General features: G+C 61.9%; 18 protein-coding genes and 1 tRNA gene. 8 read left to right on the forward strand and 11 right to left on the reverse strand.

Annotation, left to right across the window (positions count from 1 at the left end):
* Positions 1 to 123 precede the first annotated feature (123 nt).
* The 5 genes from TSA1_RS04460 to TSA1_RS04480 form a co-directional block, all read right to left on the reverse strand.
* Positions 124 to 726 carry an ATP-dependent Clp protease proteolytic subunit gene (locus TSA1_RS04460; protein ID WP_100175288.1) on the reverse strand — a complete coding sequence of 201 codons (603 nt, stop codon included), beginning with the start codon at positions 724 to 726 and terminating at the stop codon, positions 124 to 126.
* A 39-nt stretch (positions 727 to 765) separates the two neighbouring features.
* Positions 766 to 1,122 carry an SRPBCC family protein gene (locus TSA1_RS04465; RefSeq protein ID WP_100175289.1) on the reverse strand — a complete coding sequence of 119 codons (357 nt, stop codon included), beginning with the start codon at positions 1,120 to 1,122 and terminating at the stop codon, positions 766 to 768.
* A 12-nt stretch (positions 1,123 to 1,134) separates the two neighbouring features.
* Positions 1,135 to 1,449 carry an ArsR/SmtB family transcription factor gene (locus tag TSA1_RS04470; protein ID WP_100175290.1) on the reverse strand — a complete coding sequence of 105 codons (315 nt, stop codon included), beginning with the start codon at positions 1,447 to 1,449 and terminating at the stop codon, positions 1,135 to 1,137.
* Positions 1,450 to 1,488: 39 nt separating this feature from the next.
* Positions 1,489 to 2,790, reverse strand: coding sequence for an ammonium transporter (locus tag TSA1_RS04475; protein WP_100175291.1), 1,302 nt, complete (start codon positions 2,788 to 2,790; stop codon positions 1,489 to 1,491).
* Positions 2,791 to 2,899: 109 nt separating this feature from the next.
* Positions 2,900 to 3,238 carry a P-II family nitrogen regulator gene (locus tag TSA1_RS04480; protein ID WP_100175292.1) on the reverse strand — a complete coding sequence of 113 codons (339 nt, stop codon included), beginning with the start codon at positions 3,236 to 3,238 and terminating at the stop codon, positions 2,900 to 2,902.
* Between the two features lie 248 nt (positions 3,239 to 3,486).
* Between TSA1_RS04480 and TSA1_RS04485 the strand changes: the two genes are divergently transcribed.
* Both TSA1_RS04485 and TSA1_RS04490 read left to right on the forward strand, forming a co-directional pair.
* Positions 3,487 to 4,383, forward strand: coding sequence for a DUF4339 domain-containing protein (locus tag TSA1_RS04485; RefSeq protein ID WP_100175293.1), 897 nt, complete (start codon positions 3,487 to 3,489; stop codon positions 4,381 to 4,383).
* 33 nt (positions 4,384 to 4,416) lie between these two features.
* Positions 4,417 to 5,265 (forward strand): DUF4339 domain-containing protein, encoded by an 849-nt coding sequence (locus TSA1_RS04490; RefSeq protein WP_100175294.1) that lies wholly within the window; start codon positions 4,417 to 4,419, stop codon positions 5,263 to 5,265.
* Here the strand turns inward: TSA1_RS04490 and tesB are convergent.
* The gene (gene tesB / locus TSA1_RS04495) at positions 5,262 to 6,125 is read right to left on the reverse strand and encodes an acyl-CoA thioesterase II (RefSeq protein ID WP_100175295.1); all 864 of its coding nucleotides are present in this window, start codon (positions 6,123 to 6,125) and stop codon (positions 5,262 to 5,264) included. The genes TSA1_RS04490 and tesB overlap by 4 nt on opposite strands.
* A 201-nt stretch (positions 6,126 to 6,326) precedes the next feature.
* Here tesB and TSA1_RS04500 point away from each other — a divergent pair, with 201 nt between their 5' ends.
* Entirely contained in the window at positions 6,327 to 7,547 is a 1,221-nt protein-coding gene (locus TSA1_RS04500) for a ubiquinone biosynthesis hydroxylase (protein WP_100175296.1), read from the forward strand.
* A gap of 114 nt (positions 7,548 to 7,661) precedes the next feature.
* Here the strand turns inward: TSA1_RS04500 and TSA1_RS04505 are convergent, their stop codons facing one another.
* Complete coding sequence (locus TSA1_RS04505) at positions 7,662 to 7,859, reverse strand: Trm112 family protein (protein WP_100175297.1); 198 nt, start codon at positions 7,857 to 7,859, stop codon at positions 7,662 to 7,664.
* A gap of 59 nt (positions 7,860 to 7,918) precedes the next feature.
* Complete coding sequence (locus TSA1_RS04510) at positions 7,919 to 8,449, reverse strand: TetR/AcrR family transcriptional regulator (RefSeq protein WP_100175298.1); 531 nt, start codon at positions 8,447 to 8,449, stop codon at positions 7,919 to 7,921.
* Between the two features lie 89 nt (positions 8,450 to 8,538).
* On the opposite strand from TSA1_RS04510, the gene TSA1_RS04515 reads away from it, so the two are divergent.
* From TSA1_RS04515 to TSA1_RS04525, 3 genes are all read left to right on the forward strand, one after another.
* Positions 8,539 to 8,889: a hypothetical protein gene (locus tag TSA1_RS04515; RefSeq protein WP_100180964.1), complete on the forward strand. Its 351-nt coding sequence runs from the start codon at positions 8,539 to 8,541 to the stop codon at positions 8,887 to 8,889.
* Positions 8,890 to 9,113: 224 nt separating this feature from the next.
* On the forward strand, positions 9,114 to 9,392 hold the full coding sequence (locus tag TSA1_RS04520) for a PepSY domain-containing protein (RefSeq protein ID WP_100175299.1): 279 nt from the start codon (positions 9,114 to 9,116) through the stop codon (positions 9,390 to 9,392).
* 60 nt (positions 9,393 to 9,452) lie between these two features.
* A complete protein-coding gene (locus tag TSA1_RS04525) occupies positions 9,453 to 10,055 on the forward strand; it encodes a cytochrome b/b6 domain-containing protein (RefSeq protein WP_174718753.1) in 603 nt (200 codons plus the stop codon).
* 73 nt (positions 10,056 to 10,128) lie between these two features.
* Here TSA1_RS04525 and TSA1_RS04530 read toward each other — a convergent pair whose 3' ends face one another.
* Both TSA1_RS04530 and trxA read right to left on the reverse strand, forming a co-directional pair.
* Positions 10,129 to 10,806, reverse strand: a complete 678-nt coding sequence (locus tag TSA1_RS04530) for an LON peptidase substrate-binding domain-containing protein (protein ID WP_100175301.1) — start codon at positions 10,804 to 10,806, stop codon at positions 10,129 to 10,131.
* Positions 10,807 to 10,840: 34 nt separating this feature from the next.
* Positions 10,841 to 11,764 carry a thioredoxin gene (gene trxA, locus TSA1_RS04535; RefSeq protein WP_174718754.1) on the reverse strand — a complete coding sequence of 308 codons (924 nt, stop codon included), beginning with the start codon at positions 11,762 to 11,764 and terminating at the stop codon, positions 10,841 to 10,843.
* 275 nt (positions 11,765 to 12,039) lie between these two features.
* On the opposite strand from trxA, the gene TSA1_RS04540 reads away from it, so the two are divergent.
* Both TSA1_RS04540 and TSA1_RS04545 read left to right on the forward strand, forming a co-directional pair.
* Positions 12,040 to 12,114 (forward strand) — tRNA-Gly (locus tag TSA1_RS04540).
* A 291-nt stretch (positions 12,115 to 12,405) separates the two neighbouring features.
* The gene (locus TSA1_RS04545; protein WP_100175303.1) at positions 12,406 to 14,133 is read left to right on the forward strand and encodes a DUF262 domain-containing protein; all 1,728 of its coding nucleotides are present in this window, start codon (positions 12,406 to 12,408) and stop codon (positions 14,131 to 14,133) included.
* A gap of 767 nt (positions 14,134 to 14,900) precedes the next feature.
* Here the strand turns inward: TSA1_RS04545 and TSA1_RS04550 are convergent.
* Complete coding sequence (locus tag TSA1_RS04550; RefSeq protein WP_145984263.1) at positions 14,901 to 15,641, reverse strand: DUF3800 domain-containing protein; 741 nt, start codon at positions 15,639 to 15,641, stop codon at positions 14,901 to 14,903.
* Positions 15,642 to 15,950 lie beyond the last annotated feature (309 nt).

Here is a 15,950-nt window from a genome sequence, read left to right on the forward strand (position 1 = left end):
GACTTGGCCGTGCCGCGAAATATCAAGCTGCCGACCCTTGTGCCCACTGGATGCGCGCAAGTGCTGCCCTGTCGGCGGGACAAGCTTCTGGTGGAGCATCCGGTCGGAACCGCCGTCGGAACGTCAGGCGGCCTCCCGCTCCGCAAAGACCCTGTCGACCAGGCCCCACTCGACCCCCTGCTGCGCCGTCATGAAGTGGTCGCGGTCGAGGGTCCGTTCCACCTCTTGTTCGGAACGCCCGCAATGTTGCGCATAGAGGCGGATGATGCGCCGCTTGGTCTGCTGCATTTCGTTGGCGTGGATCAGGATGTCGGACGCCTGGCCCTGAAAGCCGCCGAGCGGCTGATGGACGTGAAGGCTCGCATTGGGCAGCGCGGCACGGTGACCGGGCTCGCCGGCCATCAGCAGAAACGAGCCCATCGAGCGCGCGGTGCCCATGCACAGCGTATGCACCGGCGCCTTGATGAACTGCATGGTGTCGTACATCGCAAGGCCACTGGTCACCACGCCGCCATAGGAGTTGATGTAGAGATTGATCGGCCTGTTCGGATTCTCCGCCTCCAGGAACAGCAGCTGCGCGCAGACCAGCCCGGACATCGCGTCATTGACCTCGCCGTTGAGGAAGATGATGCGTTCGCGCAGCAGCCGCGAGTAGATGTCGAAGGATCGTTCGCCACGCGCTGATTGTTCGACGACCATAGGGACGAGCTGAAGCATGTCGCGCATCGGCGACCTCCATGTCTGCAGGTGATGAAGTCTCTTGTGCTAGGCCGCCGCGCGCATCAGGCAGCAATTGGTATTGGCCGGCCGCGGCAGCTCTGTCGTGATGTCGCAGGGCTGCTGGATGATGCGTAAGCGGGTGCGGCCGTCTTCATGCCGCTCGATCCGGAGGGTGACGCGGCTCTCGCGGAACGGCGGTTCGGAATCGCGAAGCCGGTAGCGCACCTCCTCGCCGGGAATCGATGATTCCGGCTCGGCACGGGCAAGGTCGCAATCCGGCAGCCAGCGCTCGCGCAAAGCCGGAATGGTGACGGCGCGCCAGACTTTTGCCGGCGGTGCGTCGAACTCAAATTCCAGCACCAGGCTTTGATCGGGATGATCAGGCTTCACGAGGTCGCTCATTGATCCAGATCCTTATTGATCCATGTCCTTGAGGAGGTCGGCGAGTGCTTCCATGCGCTTCGGCCAGTAGGCGCGGTAGCGCGCAAGCCATGCCCCGATGGCGACGATTCCGTTCGGGTCGACTTCGTAATTCACAAAGCGGCCCTGCCGCTGCTCGCGCACGAGGCCTGCATCGCGCAGCACAGCGAGATGCTGCGACATCGCGGGTTGGCTGATCTCCAGACCATCGCGCAGAGCGCTGGCATTCAGGCTTCCGCCGGCGAGCTTCTCAAAGACCCTGCGGCGCGTCGGATCGGCCAGCGCCTTGAAGATGTCGGCTTCGGTCATGGCAACACATAAGCATACGCTTATGTGTTGCGCAAGCTCTTACTGCAGGGCTTCGCCGTGCTGCGAAATATCGAGACCTTCGAGCTCATGCTCACGGGATACGCGCAAGGGCACGAACAGGCCGACCAGCTTGAGCAGGATGAAGCTCACGCCCGCCGACCAGACGAAGGTGACGGCGACGCCATAGAACTGGATCAGCAGCTGCTGCGGGTGGCCCTCGATCAGGCCGGCGGTGCCGCCGATCGCGCTGGTTGCGAACACGCCGGCGAGCAGGGTCCCGGTCAGGCCGCCGATGCCGTGGACGCCGAACACGTCGAGCGAATCGTCATAGTTGAAGCGGTGCTTCAGCCAGGTGCAGGCCCAGTAGCAGACAGCACCGGCGAGGATTCCGATGACGATGCCGTGCCAGGGCGCCACGAAGCCGGAGGCCGGCGTGATGGTGCCGAGACCGGCCACCGCGCCGGAGATCATGCCGAGCACGGAGGGCTTGCGCCGCGTCGACCATTCGATCGCGCCCCAGGTCAGCGCGCCCGAGCAGGCAGCGAGGTGGGTGGCGATGATCGCCATCACGGCACGTGAATTGGCTGCGCCCGCCGAGCCGCCGTTGAAGCCGAACCAGCCGACCCACAACAGGCCGGTGCCCATCACCGCGAGCGACAGGTCGAACGGCGAGAGATTTTCTGTGCCGTAGCCGTGGCGGCGCCCCATCACCTTCGCCGCAACGAGGCCGCCGGTACCGGCCGACAGATGCACAACGAGACCGCCCGCGAAATCCAGCACGCCCATGCTGTTGAGGAAGCCGCCGCCCCACACCCAATGCGCCAGCGGAATGTAGACGAAGATGAACCAGGCGACGGAGAACAGGAGATAGGCGGAGAACCGCATCCGATCGGCAACAGAACCCGCAACCAGCGCCACCGTGATGATGGCAAACGTCATCTGGTACAGCATGAACAGTGCTTCCGGGATGGTCTTCGCGGCCGGATTGACGCTGTCCATGGTCATGCCGGCGAGAAACCAGCGGTCGAGCGTGCCGATCCACGGACCGTCGCCGACGAAGCACAGCGAATAGCCGAACGCGACCCAGAGGATGGAGATCATGGTCACGGCGGCAAGGCTCTGCGCCATGGTGGCGAGCACGTTCTTCTTGCGCACCATGCCGGAATAGAACAGCGCAAGCCCCGGGATCGTCATCATCAGCACCAGCGCGGTGGCGACGATCATCCAGGCCGTGTCGGCCGTGTTGATCTCGGATTCCGCCGCATATGCAGGCGTGGCCATAACCAGCGCAAATCCGATCGGCGCAGCCATCGAAGCCGCGCGCCGCAACATTCCCGCCATATCGTTCCCCCCGGCATCAATTGGCGTCGCACGATCCGGCGTCGTTGCCCGGTGCGATCGAAGAAGAGCGAAGCGTTTTCGCGCGAAGAAAACGCGTCGAAACTAAGATTTAGAGCGCGTCGCTGTCGGTCTCGCCGGTGCGGATGCGCAGTGCATGGTCGATCGGCGTGACGAAGATCTTGCCGTCGCCGATCTGCCCCGTGCGCGCGGTCGCGGTGATCACGCTGACTGCCTTGTCGGCGACGTCAGAGGCGACCGCGATCTCGATGCGCAGCTTCGGCAGGAAATTCACGACATATTCGGCGCCGCGATAGATCTCGGTGTGGCCCTTCTGGCGGCCGTAGCCCTTTACTTCGGTCACGGTCATGCCGTGGACGCCGATCGACGTCAGGGCCTGGCGGACCTCATCGAGCTTGAAGGGTTTGATGATCGCGACGACGAGCTTCATGGTCAGGCCTATTCCCCGGGATGCGCCGCGCCGTATGTCCACGGCGCTGCGTCAATCTGGCATCTTTCCGGGCAAATGGCACAAAAAAGTTGCAGATTGAAGCGGAAAAACGTTTGGCCAAGGGCGGTCATGTGAACGGCCGCCTCTGTACAGGGCAACCGTTCATCCTTCACAATGCATTTTCGGCATGGATGCGGTGAACCCAAGCGTCCCGGCTGGTACATAAGTATGTTTGAGGGGGACGTTTCATGGCGAGTTGGTTCTACGCATCCGAGGGCAAGCAGCAGGGGCCCTTTCCGGAAGGGCAGTTCCGCGATCTCGTCGCCCAGGGCGTCGTGCGCCCGGATACGCTGGTGTGGACCGAGGGCATGGCCGGCTGGCAGAAGGCCGCCGAAATCCCCGGCCTGGTCGGGGGCGGCGGCGCGCCGCCGATGATCCCGGCGGGCGGACCGCCGATGATGGGCGGTGGTGGTCATGCGGGCGGTAGCGCCGGCGGAGGATCGCTGTCGGTCGATTTCGGCATTCTCGACTTCACCTGGCGCACGCTCGTGCTCGTGATCGGCTCGTGCTTTGTCATCCCGGTGCCGTGGCTGTTCGTCTGGTACATGCAATGGATCGTGCCCTGCGTCAGGGTTCCCGGGCGGCCCAATCTCAGCTTCACCGGCAGCGCGATGACGTTGGTGCCCTGGTTCTTCGGCTTCATCGTTCTGGCGATCGCGATCGGCTTCATCGGCAGCCAGTTGCTGAGCAATCTGCTGTTCATCGTCCAGCTCGTGCTCTACTGGCTGCTGATCAAATGGATGATCGCAAACCTTGCTTCCAACGGGCAGCCGCTCGGCTTCAGCTTCACCGGTTCGGTCTGGGCCTATATCGGCTGGAATCTGCTGTTCGCGATTTCCATCATCACCATCATCGGCTGGGCCTGGGTCGCCGCAGCCCAGATGCGCTGGTTCTGCCGCAGCATCGAAGGCACGCGGCGCGAGATCGTGTTCAAGGGCTCGGGTCTCGACATCCTCTGGCGCGGCATCGTCGCAGCGATCCTGTGCACCCTGATCATCCCGATTCCGTGGGTGTACCGCTGGATCATGAACTGGTTCGCCTCGCAGACCGTGCTTGCGCCACGCGGGTCGCAGGCGGCGATGTGACGGCCGCGGGCCTTCGGTAGCGAGCAGACGTAGATGTCGCATCGACTCTGGTTTCACGCATCCGAGGGCCAGCAGAAGGGGCCGTTCCCGGAGGCCCAGTTTCGCGATCTGATCGCACGGGGCATCGTGCGGTCAGACACGCTGGTCTGGACCGAGGGGATGGCGGGCTGGCAAAAGGCCGGCGCGGTCCCCGGTCTGGTGCCCGGCGGATCGACGGCGGCAGCTTCGAGCGGCGAGGGGCGAGGCCGGCTCTCGGTAGATCTGCCGCTGTGGTCGTTCCTGGGATGGTGCATCCTGCTGGTGATCGGCAGCGCCGTCGTGGTGCCGGCTCCCTGGACCGCCACCGCTTACTACCGCTGGCTCTTCCCGCGCATCCACGTTCCGCAACGACCGAACATCGGCTTCACCGGAGAGGTCGGCGATGTCTGGTACGTCTTCATCGCGCTGGCGCTGGTGGGCTATGCGGGCCTCGTCCACGACCTGTTTCAGCTTGCGGCGATCCCGCTCCAGGCCTTCCTGTCCTGGATGGTGATGCGCTGGGTCGTCGCCAATCTCAGCTCGAACGGCCAGCCGATTCAGATGACGTTCAACGGCAGCCCCTGGGTCTTCATCGGCTGGCAGCTTCTGATGTTTCTCGCCATGTTCACGATCATCGGCTGGGCCTGGGTCATGGCCGCATGGATGCGCTGGATCTGTCGCAACATCGCGGGAACGCGGCGCGAGATGATCTTCGTCGGCACCGGCCTTCAGCTGCTGTGGCGAACTCTCGCATTCGGTTTCGGCTGCCTTCTGATCATTCCGATTCCGTGGCTGCTGCGCTGGTATTTCACGTGGACCATGGCGCAGTTCGCACTCGTCGAGCGCAGAACCGCGCCAGTCTAGGACCGCCGTTCGCGCACGGAGCCTTCCTGCGTCACAGAGGCGACCAGCGTACCGTCGGGCTTGAAGATCGAGCCACGAGTCAAGCCGCGGCCGCCGCGTGCGCTCGGGGAATCCTGGGCGTAGAGCAGCCATTCGTCGGCGCGGAACGGGCGGTGAAACCACATCGCGTGATCGAGGCTTGCGGGCATCATGCGCTTGTCGAACAGCGTGCGGCCGTAGCGCGCCATGATCGCATCGAGCAGCGAGAAGTCCGATGCATAGGCGAGCGCGCACATGTGCAGCGCGGGATCATCCGGCAGCGTGGCCGCGGTCTTGATCCAGACATGAATGCGGCCGTCGTCGATCTTCTGGCCGAAATAGCGGCCGAGCTCGACGGGACGCAGCTCGATCGGCCGGTCCGATTCATAGTAGCGGCGGATGAATTCCGGCATCTCCTTGAACATCGGCTGCTTCGCCACCTCCTCCGCCGTGAGCTTCTCGGGCGGGGGCACGTCGGGCATCTTGTCCTGGTGATCGAAAGCACTCTCTTCCTCGGCATGGAAGGAGACCATGATCGAGAAGATCGCGTTGCCGTGCTGGATGGCGGTGACGCGGCGGGTCGAATAGCTCTTGCCGTCGCGCAGGCGCTCGACCTGGTAGATGATCGGGATCTGCGGATCGCCCGGAAGGATGAAGTAGCAATGCAGCGAATGCGGCAGGCGGCCCTCGACGGTACGGCAGGCCGCGACCATCGCCTGCCCGATCACCTGACCGCCAAAGACCCGCTGCCAGCTCGTCTTCGGGCTGTTGCCGCGGAACAGGTTCACCTCGAGCTGCTCGAGGTCGAGGATCGAAATGAGGTCGATCAGGCTTTTGGACATGATGGTGCTTTCTGGTGCTGCGTCATTCCGGGGCGCACGCAGTGCGAACCCGGAATCTCGAGCTGATAACCTCTGGATTCCGGGTTCGCGCGTTGCGCGCCCCGGAATGACGGATTTGGGCCGTTCCGCCCTTGTTTCACCGCACTGTTTCGCCCAGCTCAAGTCTGCTAGCAAGACCGAGAATTGACCGGGAATTTGGGTATGTCGGTACAGGGTAGCATTGTCATTGGTGGCGGCGCGTTTGCCGGCCTCGCATTGGCCTTGGCGTTGCGCCAGGGGCTTGGGCCCGAGATCCCCGTCATCGTCGCCGATCCCGCGCTCGGCACGCGGCCGAGCCGTGACCCCCGCGCCACCGCGATCGTGGCCGCCTGCCGTCGCCTGTTCGAGGCGATCGGCGCCTGGGACGACGTCAGGGCCGAGGCACAGCCGATCCTCGACATGATCGTCACCGACTCCAAGCTGGAAGACGCCACCCGTCCGGTGTTCCTCAATTTCGCCGGCGACGTCGCGCCGGGCGAGCCGTTTGCGCATATGGTCGAGAACCGCCGCCTGATCGACGCGCTGACGGCGCGCGCCGAGGCCGAGGGCATCGATTTGCGTGCGACCACCGTCGCCTCCTATGACGCGCGCCCCGAAGGCATCGACGTGACGCTCGGCGACGGCAGCGTGATCGCTGCAAGTCTTTTGGTCGCCGCCGATGGCGCGCGGTCAAAGCTGCGCGAGCGGGCGGGCATCGCGACCCATGGCTGGGAGTATGACCAGTCCGGCATCGTCGTCACCGTCGGTCACGAGCGCGATCACGAGGGCCGCGCCGAAGAACACTTTCTGCCGGCGGGCCCGTTCGCGATCCTGCCGCTCTCGGGCAGGCGCTCCTCGCTGGTGTGGACCGAGCGCCGCGCCGAGGCCGCGCGCATCATCGCGCTCCCCGATGAGGAATTCCACGCCGAGCTCGAGCAGCGCTTCGGCCTGCATCTCGGCGAGGTGAAGGCGCTCGACAAGCCGCGCGCGTTTCCGCTGTCCTATTTCGTCGCGCGCTCCTTCATCGCCGAGCGTCTCGCACTGGTCGGCGATTCCGCCCATGTCATCCACCCCATCGCGGGGCAGGGCCTCAACATGGGGCTGAAGGATGTCGCTGCGCTGGCCGAGGTCGTCGTCGACGCGGCGCGGCTCGGCATGGATCTCGGCGGCGCCGACGTGCTCGAGCGCTACCAGCGCTGGCGCCGCTTCGACACCATGGCGATGGGTGTGGCCACCAACTCGCTGAACTTCCTGTTCTCCAACCAGTCGACCTTGCTGCGCACCGTGCGCGACATCGGCCTCGGCCTCGTCGACCGCGCCCCGCCGCTGAAGAACCTCTTCATCCGCCAGGCCGCAGGGTTGACGGGCGAAGTGCCGAGGCTGTTGAAGGGCGAGGCGTTGTAGGCGGGACGCTGGCGCTACACCCTCCACTGTCGTCCCGTACAAGCGCGCCTGAGCGCGCGCCGATCCGGGACCCATACGCCGCAGCAAGAGTTTGGCGAAGACTCGGAGACGAGGTCAATCGATCTTGCGCGCCTCTTCCGGCAACATGATCGGAATGCCGTCGCGGATCGGATAAGCCAGCTTGGCGCTGCGCGAGATCAACTCCTGCTTTGCAGAATCGAACTCCAGCGGGCCCTTGGTCAGCGGGCAGACCAGAATTTCCAGCAGCTTGGGATCGACGGTATTTTCGGGTCGTTCGGTGGACGTGTTCATCGGGGTCTCCGGCGGTCGGCTGCCTCTAGCACAGAAATTCGCGTCCGCCCATTGCGGGCTCACGCAGAGATCATCGCGAAGATCTCGTCGAGCAGGGCCTGCAGCCGCGCCTTCGGCACCGGCGCGCCCGACAGGACATGCCCGAGAAACGTCCAATAAAGGATCTGTGCGCGGGCCTGGGCCGTTGCTGCCTCGAGCCCAAGCTTTCCCAGCAGCCCTTCGATGTAATCGAGCCTGCGGCGGTCGATGGCGCGCACGGTTCCTTGTGCCGCCGCATCGAAGGCCGCCCAGCTGCGCACCGCGCGTTCGAGATCGAGGCGCGCGCCAAATGACCTGTGCAACAGTGCTTTCAGCGGCTCGCCGTCGGCGGCCTCGACGTCGGCGATGATCTGCTCCGCCGCAATCTCGCGCCAGCGCTTCAGCACGGCGGCATGAAACGCGGCCAGATCGGCGAAATGCCAGTAGAAGCTGCCACGCGACACCCCCATGGCCCTGGCGAGCGGATCGGCCTTCAGCGCGGTGAAGCCGCTCTCGGCCAGCGCCTTCAGCCCTTCCTTGATCCAGTCGTCGGCGGAAAGCTGTTCGGTCATTTCGGTTCCCAGATCCGACCATACACTAGTGTATTGACAGGCCGCGGGCCAGCACCTATGCCACCATACACACATGTATGGAGACAACGATGCGTGATCTCTTGCTCCAGTGCGCCGGCGTGCTGACTATCGTGGTGGCCCTCATCCACGGCTATCTTGGCGAAGCCAAGGTGTTCGCCCGCGCCCGCATCGAGCCGGAACGGCTCCGCACCCTGATCCGCCTGGTCTGGCAGGCCTCGACCATTGCCTGGATCGGCGGTGGCGTGCTTCTGATCGTGGTGCCCCGGATGCACTCGGAGCTGGCGCGTCACTGGATCGTTGCCACGATGGCCTGCGTGTTCGGTTTCTCCGCGCTCGCCAACGCATGGGCCACGCGCGGCCGGCACTTCGGCTGGATGGCTCTCAGTGCGGTCGTCGTCATGTCGGTTGCCGGATACTAGATGAGCATCCGTCCGTGAGGCGTAAGGCCGCAGCAGTGGCGCAAATCTGCCTTTGCCGCAGGGCGCGCTCACATTTTCGGTCACGTTAGAACTACTCTAATCTCAACAATAGAACTTATCTAAAGCGCAGCATGCCCGTCACCGATTGACTTCACCACCCTCTTTGCTTCCTTCAGTCCCGCTTCGCGGCTCGCGTAGCGCGCACGACAAAGGAGGAGAGGTTCGTGAAGGTCATTCGTGTTGTTGCCATTGCACTGACGGTCGCGATGGGCATGGGGTCGGCGGCCATGGCCGACGGTTTCAAGGACTGCACCAAGCTCGACAAGGCGTCGTGGAAGCCGGCGAGTGAAGCCGAAGCCAAGGCCAAGGCGCTGGGTTACGAGGTGCGGCGCTCCAAGATCGAAGGCTCGTGCTACGAAGTCTACGGCGTCAAGGAAGGCAAGCTCTACGAGCTGTTCTACAGCCCCGAGGATCTCAGCCTGAAGCACACGATCGCCAAGTAGGGCCTGACGTAGACGGCGCGGCGTGATCTGCGCGAAGCGGGGCTTGAGGGTGGTCTTTGCTTGATTGAAGAAGCGATGCCAGAAGCGCGCGGGGTATCCGACAGGACCCCCGCGGATCGAACTGCTTCGCGGACGGTCGCAGTTTGGGATCTCCCGCTGCGCCTCTGGCACTGGGCTCTCGCGGCCTGCGTTCTGGCCGCGTGGTTCACTCCGACGGTCTATGACCGGCTTCATCGTGTCGTCGGCTATGCGGTGCTGGGGCTTCTGGCTTTCCGCTTCGTCTGGGGCTTTTGGGGAAGCCGCTATTCGCGCTTCCGCATGATCAGGGCCAGGCTCCGCGCGGCACCGCGCTATCTCTGGAATCTGCGCCGCGGCATCACCGGCCGCTATATCGGGCTCAATCCCGCCGGCACGTTGATGCTGGTGGCGCTGCTGGCCTCGCTCACCGTCTCGGCGATCACAGGCGCGATGTCGGTCACCGTCACCTTCTTCGGCGTGTGGTGGGTCGAGGATACCCACCACTATTCATCGGATGCGGTCATCGTCCTGGTGGTGCTGCATGTGCTGGGCGTGCTGTTGATGGGGCTGCTCCAGCGCGAGAGCCTGATCCGCGCGATGATCACCGGCCGCAAGCGCATTCGGGGGCATTCATCGGGGACGTGAGTTTCGACACTCTCTCCTCGTCATGGCTTGGACAAGCCCGGGCATGACGGAGTTTGAGGCGGGCTTTGCGCCCTCACTGTAGCGGAGGATCGCCGCTGGTACGCTTCTTGGCGAGGTCCATCTCTGTCACGGCGATCAGGATCTCGGCGCGAGTCTTCAAATCAGGCGCTTCCAGCATGGCCTGCTTCTCCGCGGGGCCGTAGGGCGACATCATCGCCAGCGCGTTGACGAGCGCTTCGTTGGGCGCGCTTTCGACGCCTTCCCAGTCGACCTTGAGATTATTGGCCTTCAGAAAGTCCGCCAGCACGGACAGCAGCGCCTCGCGGTCGACCTCGTCCTCGCCCATGCGCGCGGTGAAGTCATTGGCGAAGGCGAAGAAATCCACCTTGCACTGCCGGTAGGCGGTGAGCACCTCGAGCTCCTCAATCACCTTGAAGCGCGAGACGCCGGTGAGCTCGAGGATATAGCGGCCGTCGCCGGATTCGGCGAGCTGGGTGATGCGGCCGACGCAGCCGACGCGGAACAGCGTCGGCCTGTCGGAATCCTTCGGCGAGTGCGCGACGTCGGGCTGGATCATGCCGATCAGGCGATGGCCGTCGCGAAAAGAATCGTCGACCATCGCAAGGTAGCGCGGCTCGAAGATGTTCAGCGGCATCTGGCCGCGGGGCAGCAGCAGCGCGCCCGGCAGCGGAAACACCGGAATAATCTCCGGGAGGTCGGCGGGCCCGCGATATTCGATGTTGATCGGCATCTGCCCCGGTCCCCCCTGGCCTTGCCAGTTCGCCTTACGAAAACAGGATCGTCGACAAACGCTTGCGTCCCTCGACGGTTGCATCATCCGCGCTGCCCCAGGCCTCGAAGAACTGCACCAGCTGCTTGCGGGCGCCGTCATCGTTCCATTTGCGGTCACGTTTGACGATCTCGAGCAGCTGCGCGGTGGCAGCAGTGCGGTCGCCTTGCGCGTTGAGCGCGGTCGCCAAGTCGAATCGGGCCTGATGATCGAGTGGGTTTGCGGCGACTTTCTGTTCCAGCTCCGCGACCGGTCCGAGCGATTGGGCCTGCTCGGCGAGATCGATCGCGGTCTGCACCGCCTTCACCACGGGATCGTTGCGCTTGGATTCCGGCACCATGGCCAGCGTCTGCTTGGCCTGCTCCATCGCGCCGGAGACGGTGTAGCATTTTGCGAGCCCGGCAAGAGCGGCGATGTTGGTCGAATCGTACTGGAGCACCTCCGCATAGATCTGCGCGGCGGCTGCAGCGTCGCCCTCGGCCAGCACGGCCTCGGCCTCTTGCAGGATTTCAGCGATATTCGGTTCACCCGGCGCGGTCACGCCCTTGGTCAGCTTTTCGATGAAGGCGTTGAGCTGGCTCTCCGGCACCGCACCCATGAAGCCATCGGCCGGCTGGCCGTTGACGAAGGCGATCACGGCCGGAATCGACTGGATGCCCATCTGGCCCGGGATCGCCGGGTGCTGGTCGATGTTCATCTTGACCAGCTTGACCTTGCCCTTGGCGGCCCTGACCGCCTTTTCCAGCACGGGGGTGAGCTGCTTGCAGGGGCCGCACCACTCCGCCCAGAAGTCGATCAGCACCGGCTGGCGCTTCGATTCCTCGATGACGTCCTTCACGAAGGTCTGGGTGGTGGTGTCCTTGATCAGATCGGCCGCTGCCGGGTTTGCGGCTCCGTTACCCTGGTCGATGATCGTCACGGCATCCCCTCGTCTGATGTCTGGAATGGCGGGTCTTTAGCACGTCGCCGCTCCCTATGCTTCGCTGTCGGCTCCTAAATTGGGCCGAATGGGCCGAATTTCAATCCATCGGGACCGATTCGGCGGTTCCGGGGCGATTCCGGGCGATTTGGTCGCATTCGGGCTCCATATTGGGCCCCGGATTGCGCATCTATGCCGCCGGTAGCTGTTGCATTCCCTTCCCGCTTTTGGCATACGACAGCCGTTGCCGGCGCGTCACGCGACCGACACAGGATGCGGGTGTAGCTCAGTGGTAGAGCACGACCTTGCCAAGGTCGGGGTCGAGGGTTCGAGCCCCTTCGCCCGCTCCAATTTTTCTCCGGCGAGAGAGCAAGTCCGCGATCGCGCACACGGTCTTCTCTTCGTTTTTCGGATTGGGCTTAGCCCAAGTTATACAGCGCCTTTCCCCGGCGACTATCGAGGCAAAGACGAGTGCAGGTGTCGACGCGGAGGCTTGACCGCGTGCCCAACAATTAGATTGTCTTCGGCTTGTTTTGCAGAAGCGGCCCTCCCATCGACGCTCTACTAAATTCCACCTCCCCGGCATGCAACCAATGCGATAGTTTCATCGGTCGCGAGCTATTTTCGGTTCGGGGGATGGAATGCCACAGCAGCTAAGCCTCATTGAAGCTCACGAAAGTAAACTCAACCAAATCTTTAGCGACGACTATGAATTTGAAATACCTTCCTACCAGCGGCCTTACGCTTGGGAGGAGCAACAAGCGCAAGAGCTGCTAACAGACTTTATTGAGGCAATGGACAATGGCGATGATGTCTATTTCCTCGGTAGCATCGTCCTCATCAAGGAGCCACATAAGCCCTTGTCTCGGGTAGTTGATGGCCAACAGCGTTTAACGACGCTGACGATCATTCTAAGCATTCTTCGCGATCTCACGACTGATCCTGAGATTCGAGGAACGAGGCGCGTCTATGTATATCAAAAAGCCAACCCTGACGGCGGCTCGGCAGAACGTTTTCGTCTGCTCCTGCGCCAGCGGGACCGGGCGTTCTTCCAAAAATATGTTCAAAACCCTGACGCGACGAATGCTCTTCCCGACCCAGATATTCTCGAAGGCAGCCAGCAGAACATCGCGCGCAACGCCATCCATCTGCGCGGCGAATTGTCGAAATTGAACGAAGATCGCCGCAACAAGCTGATCGCTTACCTAATCCAACGCTGTTATCTCGTGGTAGTCGCGGTGCCGACTGCCGAAGCGGCAAGGCGCATATTCACTGTCTTGAATGCGCGCGGGCTTGATTTAACCGCTACGGATATTCTCAAAGCGAATCTTCTGGAGCGCGCGGGTTCGATTCACGAGAAAGATTTGGCCGAACGGTGGGAGACTGCGGAGTTAGCCCTCGGAAGAGACCGCATGGTCGAGCTGTTTGGGCACATTCGGACGATGTTTGAGCGCGATAAGCCCCGCATCGCCCTCGAAGTGGGTTTCCCAAAGTTTGTTAGCACCTTCAACGGCAACGCTGAAAAGTTTGTTTCCGACACTCTTGAGCCGATTGCTGACGCAATGCTGCTGCTTAGTGACGGCGCTGCGATAAAAAAGCAATTCGGCGATGAAGCGGCAAAAGCGGTTCGCTCTCTCGATCGCATCGACAACAAAGATTGGTTGCCTCCCGTCCTGCTTCGCCTCTGGAAGCGCGCGAAAGGTGACCAAGCGGAGATAGCAAAATTTCTGATCGAGCTTGAGCGGCTGGCGTATTATCTGTTTGTCACTCGAGCGGATATCAATACACGAATTGCCCGCTGCTCCGCCGTTATGGACGAATTCGACCCGCGAGCAGGTAGAGAAAAGCCTAAGGCCGGGCTAGCACTCGACCCGTCTGAGCAGAAAGAGTTTCTGGACGCACTATCCGGCCCGCTCTATCAGAAAGCGCGTGTTTGCAAGCCTGTTCTGCAACGGCTTGACGAAGCCCTCTCTGGCGGCGGGGCAAGCTATGACGAACTTGTTTCAATTGAACACGTGCTACCTCAGACGGTGACAGAAAAGAGTGAATGGGCAACGCTATTCCCCAACGAAGCTCAACGAACAGAATGGACCCATCGGCTCGCGAACCTTGTGTTTTTGACGCGCCGCATCAACACTCGCGCTTCGAATTGGGATTTTGACCGGAAGAAGATCGAATATTTCGCGTCTAAGGACGGTACCTCGCCATTTCCTCTCACCCAAGGCGTCTTGCAAGCAGCAAAGTGGAGCCCGGAGCATTTGGCTAAGCGGCAGGAGACGCTCATAGAAAAGCTTGCAACAGTCTGGGCCTTAGCGGAATCATCTGGCCAGGTAGCAAGCCAACCCAAAAAGGGGAAAGCGTCCGCCTAAGGCCTACGACGAAATCGTCGAGCAACCGAAGGGCGGCAGGAATTGGGTGAATTTTCGCAGGCCTGCGGGCCACAGCGATCTCTGACTTAATGTAGCGGTCGCCGTGACTCCGAACGATGTCTTTGTCTACGTGCTGCGGTCTCCGGCAATGGCGTGAATTTCGATCCCATCGAGAACGCCATCATCGGTCGCCCGCGCGCCATGATTGTGGACCGGGTGCTGGCCGTGCGCTTCAGGCGCGCTGCCTGCGCGAAAGCCGTCCGTGAAGTCTGATCCATTCGGGGATTTCGCGGCGCGGCTATTTACGCGAAGTGGCAAAGCCGAAGTCCCCGACATCTGCACCGCTATTTCGCAGAATTCGATTTCGGCGCAGCAATTGCGTCGCTTTGGGTGTTGACGATCAGGCCCGTGCCGAGCCGGCGATCAAGGAGCTGCCGGCAAGCAGCTGCCCTATTGGGCCTCATTTCAGCAAAACGAATGCGGCATAGATGGAGGCAATTTCGGTTGCTCTAGAGCAACTGTACCGACGAGGAACAGTTTCTCCCTTGGTAGGGTGCGCAAATTTGCGCAGGCTTTCCCCCAGCCTATGGATTTAAAAACGCTTAAGAAAATCAGGTTTCGAAAAAAGATATCCCCATGATTCACAAGGTGAATCAGAGCGACTATATTCCGAATCAACTCCCTAGCCTGACGCCACCGCCTAGGCGGTGGCACCCACCCAAAGGTGGGGATCGTGGATACGGTCTAGAGGCTAGGGACCACCCTTTTCATTTTCGCAGCTTGCGTGGCCAGACCGAGAATTTCGCGGCTCGTGCCGTGCCCTTCGTGATGTCGGCGATGCCCGCGCGCTTCATGATGTACTTTGCCAGTTCCACCTTTGCAGGGTTGGCATCAGCAGCTTTGTCGTGACCGTTGAGTTGATACGCTATCGCGCCGATTAGAATGTCAGAGACTTGAAGGGGGATTGTTCTTTTCGAATCTCGGAACTGGCAACGCCTGACCGGCCAATCTCTCGTATCGCCACGCTTTCGTGCACCGTGACAGAGAATCTGACGGAGATCTTCAGGCAGGCTTCTCGTGTCACGGTAGTCGGGATAGAGATGAAAGTAGGCTTTCGAATAGAGCTGGCGGACTTTGTTAGCGAGCTGGTATAGCTCCTTGTTGAAGCCGATCTCGCTATCGCCATCGTTGAATTTTTTGTGGTCTTGCTGGGTCGTATCAACGAAGAGCGAGTGGAAATGCCATTTGTGCTGATTGTCGAAAACGACGTCTACCATTCGCCTATAGGCCGCCAGCTTAGCCTTTGAGACTTTCGCCCACTTTGCCTCCCCTTGGGGTAACTCCGGCAGGCGCGCTTTTTTTATGGCATCGATCAACTCAGGAGTGTCGAGCAGATGGACGACAATGGCACCCAGCACCAAATAGCGGTGCTTGTTCTGGCTGCTTTCGTCAGCATAAACCTCGACGATCTCTTCCGGTTTCGCAGGGATTCGCATGGCATCGCCCACTAGAAAATCTTCTCAGATTGAGAAGTTCAAACAAGCCGCCCGCGACCCAGACGGACGACGACGAGAAGCGCTTCGACGAACAGCTTGGCATCATTGCCAACCAGCCGCAGAAGCCGAAGCCTAAGGACAAGCCCGACGAATGGCCGGGACTGCTCCTAGGTCTCTGTGTGAGGGCCTGTGTCACTCACGCCCGACAGGCCCAATGCTCGCAAAGCGCACTGCTTTGAGGAGCAAAAATTCAGGACCCTTTGGGGGAGTGCTTGGCGGGACTCAAACACACTCGCGCCGAACAAGAAGAAGTTGGATGAG

Source organism: Bradyrhizobium nitroreducens, from assembly GCF_002776695.1.
Classification (GTDB): Bacteria; Pseudomonadota; Alphaproteobacteria; order Rhizobiales; family Xanthobacteraceae; genus Bradyrhizobium; species Bradyrhizobium nitroreducens.

What these genes read in the sequence shown, in the direction of transcription:
- TSA1_RS04500 (WP_100175296.1), top strand. Translation starts at nt 6,327, where the DNA reads ATGTCGGTACAGGGTAGCATTGTCATTGGTGGCGGCGCGTTTGCCGGC.
- TSA1_RS04480 (WP_100175292.1), bottom strand. Translation starts at nt 3,238, where the DNA reads ATGAAGCTCGTCGTCGCGATCATCAAACCCTTCAAGCTCGATGAGGTC.
- TSA1_RS04490 (WP_100175294.1), top strand. Translation starts at nt 4,417, where the DNA reads ATGTCGCATCGACTCTGGTTTCACGCATCCGAGGGCCAGCAGAAGGGG.
- tesB (WP_100175295.1), bottom strand. Translation starts at nt 6,125, where the DNA reads ATGTCCAAAAGCCTGATCGACCTCATTTCGATCCTCGACCTCGAGCAG.
- TSA1_RS04475 (WP_100175291.1), bottom strand. Translation starts at nt 2,790, where the DNA reads ATGGCGGGAATGTTGCGGCGCGCGGCTTCGATGGCTGCGCCGATCGGA.
- TSA1_RS04505 (WP_100175297.1), bottom strand. Translation starts at nt 7,859, where the DNA reads ATGAACACGTCCACCGAACGACCCGAAAATACCGTCGATCCCAAGCTG.
- TSA1_RS04510 (WP_100175298.1), bottom strand. Translation starts at nt 8,449, where the DNA reads ATGACCGAACAGCTTTCCGCCGACGACTGGATCAAGGAAGGGCTGAAG.
- TSA1_RS04530 (WP_100175301.1), bottom strand. Translation starts at nt 10,806, where the DNA reads ATGCCGATCAACATCGAATATCGCGGGCCCGCCGACCTCCCGGAGATT.
- TSA1_RS04515 (WP_100180964.1), top strand. Translation starts at nt 8,539, where the DNA reads ATGCGTGATCTCTTGCTCCAGTGCGCCGGCGTGCTGACTATCGTGGTG.
- TSA1_RS04465 (WP_100175289.1), bottom strand. Translation starts at nt 1,122, where the DNA reads ATGAGCGACCTCGTGAAGCCTGATCATCCCGATCAAAGCCTGGTGCTG.
- TSA1_RS04460 (WP_100175288.1), bottom strand. Translation starts at nt 726, where the DNA reads ATGCGCGACATGCTTCAGCTCGTCCCTATGGTCGTCGAACAATCAGCG.
- TSA1_RS04485 (WP_100175293.1), top strand. Translation starts at nt 3,487, where the DNA reads ATGGCGAGTTGGTTCTACGCATCCGAGGGCAAGCAGCAGGGGCCCTTT.
- TSA1_RS04545 (WP_100175303.1), top strand. Translation starts at nt 12,406, where the DNA reads ATGCCACAGCAGCTAAGCCTCATTGAAGCTCACGAAAGTAAACTCAAC.
- TSA1_RS04470 (WP_100175290.1), bottom strand. Translation starts at nt 1,449, where the DNA reads ATGACCGAAGCCGACATCTTCAAGGCGCTGGCCGATCCGACGCGCCGC.